Origin of the sequence: Dietzia sp. B19, from assembly GCF_014145155.1 — a bacterium.
Classification (GTDB): Bacteria; Actinomycetota; Actinomycetes; order Mycobacteriales; family Mycobacteriaceae; genus Dietzia; species Dietzia natronolimnaea.
In genome coordinates this window covers 1-2,540 of the sequence record NZ_JAALED010000536.1, presented here as the reverse complement: position 1 = coordinate 2,540, position 2,540 = coordinate 1, and the positions used below count along the sequence as shown (strand labels likewise).

Genomic DNA, 2,540 nt, shown 5'->3' with positions numbered 1-2,540 from the left:
GCCGGCCCGCCCCGACGGGGCCGGCGGATGGACTCTCTCCGGCCGGGTCCGCACCGCCCACCTGGCCGACCTCGCAGGCGCTCCCGCGCTCGCCGTGGTCCCGGAGGGAGCCGGGGCCGACGACCCCGTGGAGATCGTCGACTGGATCTGACCGGCCGGCGGTCAGCGCTTGCGGTTGCGGATCTTCTCCGCGAACTCGCGGGCCTTGCGCTGGTTCTCCGGCTTGGACGCCTCACGCTTGACCACCTCGGCGGCCTTGAGCGCGACGCCGGTCCGCAGGGCATTTCTCAGGAAAGCCATAGTGCACCTCTGTTCTCGGGGGAGCGCCAGTGTAGGCACAGTATCAGCCCGCCGCGACCGGGCGGCGCAGGAGGTACACGTCCATCACCCAGCCGTGCTCCGCGCGGAGCCGCTCACGATTGCCCCGCAGCTCGCCGAGGACGTCGCCGACCCTGCCCGCGAGCAGGCACTCTCCCGCATCGCCGAGGTTGCCGCCCCACCAGATGTGCCAGTCGGCCAGGTCCTCCAGCGGCAGGTCCGCGTTGAGCATCACCACCACGTTGTCCGCTCCGCCGGCGACGACCTCCGCCAGACGCCGGCCGGTGGTCACGGTGACCGTCCCGCCGATCTCGTGCAGGACCAGCCGGTGACGCGCCGCCAACACCTGTAGAGCGGAGATGCCGGGGATCACCTCGACGGCGAAGTCGAGCCGGCCACGGGCGAGGATCCGGTCGACGATCCGCAGCGTGGAGTCGTAGAAGGCGGGGTCGCCCCATACGGGCACCGCCACGTCGCCGGGCCGGTCCGCCAGCACCCGCTCCCACGCCAGGGACCGGGCCTCGTGCCAGTCCAGGACCACGCCGCGGTACCCGACGTGGGAGGAGGTCGACCGCGACGAGCGGTCCCGCTCCGGATCGGCGACCCCCACCAGCTCGACGCCCGGCGCGTGGCGGGCGAGTAGCTGCCTACGGAGATCGACCAAGGGGTCTGAGGCCCCCTTCACCGCGGCCACGGCGTAGGCGGACTCCCGCAGGGCCGTGATCGCCTCCACCGTGATCTGGTCCGGCCCCCCGGAGCCGATCCCCACCACCCGCACCCGGCGGCGCGGGGTGCCGCCGGCCTCCCCGGCCGGGAGGCGGGACACCCGGTCAGTCACCGTGGGTGTCCTCGAGGTCGCCCTCGACGTCCAGGTAGACCTGCCGCATCCGGTCCATGATCTCGGCGTCCGGCTCGGCCCACAACCCGCGGTCGGCGGCCTCGGAGAGCCGCTCGATCATCCCGCGCAACGCCCACGGGTTGGACCGCCGCAGGAACTCCTGGTTGGTCTGGTCCAGCACGTACTCCCTGGCCAGCGTGTCGTACATCCAGTCGTGCACGACCCCTGCGGTGGCGTCGAACCCGAAGAGGTAGTCCACCGTCGCGGCCAGCTCGAAGGCCCCCTTGTAGCCGTGCCGCTGCATGGCCGCGATCCACCGGGGGTTGACCACGCGAGCCCGGAACACCCGGACCGTCTCCTCCGCGAGCGACCGGGTGCGGATGGCGTCCGGCGTGGTGGAGTCCCCCACGTAGGCGCGGGGTTCGGCGCCGGTGAGCGCTCGCACGGTCGCGATCATCCCGCCGTGGTACTGGAAGTAGTCGTCCGAGTCGGCGATGTCGTGCTCGCGGGTGTCGATGTTCTTGGCGGCCACCGCGATGCGCCGATAGTTGGTGCGCATGTCGTCCGCGGCCGGGACGCCGTCCAGGTCGCGGCCGTAGGCGAAGCCGCCCCACCGGGTGTAGACCTCGGCCAGGTCCCGGTCGTCCCGCCAGTTGCCGGCCTCGATGGTCTGCAGGATCCCGGCGCCGTACGACCCCGGCGCGGAGCCGAAGATGCGGGTGGTCGCGCGCCGGTGGTCCGAGTGCTCGGCCAGGTCCGCACGGGTGTGGGCGGCCACGTAGTTCTGCTCGGCCGGCTCGTCGAGGTCCGCCACCATCCGGACGGCGTCGTCGAGCATGGTGATGACGTGCGGGAAGGCGTCCCGGAAGAACCCCGAGATGCGGACCGTCACGTCGACCCGCGGGCGGCCGAGCTCGGCGGCCGGGACCACCTCGAGACCGTTGACCCGGCGGGAGGCCTCGTCCCACTCCGGACGGACGCCGAGCAGGGCCAGGACCTCGGCCACGTCGTCGCCCGAGGTCCGCATGGCCGAGGTGCCCCAGATCGACAGTCCCACCGAGCTCGGGTACTCACCGGTCTCCGCCACGTGGCGGTCCAGCAGTGAGTCGGCCATCGCCTGGCCGGTCTCCCAGGCCAGCCGGGACGGGATCGCCCGAGGGTCCACGGTGTAGAAGTTGCGGCCGGTCGGGAGAACGTTGACCAGGCCGCGCAGGGGCGAACCGGACGGCCCGGCGGGCACGAACCCGCCGCCCAGGGCGTGCATCACCGCATCCAGCTCGTCGACCGTGGCGGCCAGTCGCGGTACCACCTCGCGGGCGGCGAACTCCAGGACGCGGCCGACCTCGTCGCCGTCATCCAGACCCGCGGCGGCCAGGACCTCCGG

3 protein-coding genes are annotated in these 2,540 nt (G+C 72.9%); all 3 read right to left on the bottom strand.

Features of this window, described 5'->3' with window-relative positions; translation table 11 throughout:
- Window positions 1-162: 162 nt before the first annotated feature.
- A complete protein-coding gene (locus G6020_RS14615; RefSeq protein ID WP_179524167.1) occupies window positions 163-300 on the bottom strand; it encodes a hypothetical protein in 138 nt (45 codons plus the stop codon).
- 43 nt (window positions 301-343) lie between these two features.
- Window positions 344-1,156, bottom strand: a complete 813-nt coding sequence (cobF, locus tag G6020_RS14610; protein WP_344392684.1) for a precorrin-6A synthase (deacetylating) — start codon at window positions 1,154-1,156, stop codon at window positions 344-346.
- Window positions 1,149-2,540 (bottom strand): cobaltochelatase subunit CobN (locus G6020_RS14605; RefSeq protein WP_182611105.1); only part of this gene is annotated, 1,392 nt, incomplete at its 5' end. The genes cobF and G6020_RS14605, both read right to left, overlap by 8 nt.

Bases quoted from the DNA above. Each gene is read 5' to 3' on its own strand.
- G6020_RS14615 (WP_179524167.1), bottom strand. From the start codon at position 300: ATGGCTTTCCTGAGAAATGCCCTGCGGACCGGCGTCGCGCTCAAGGCC.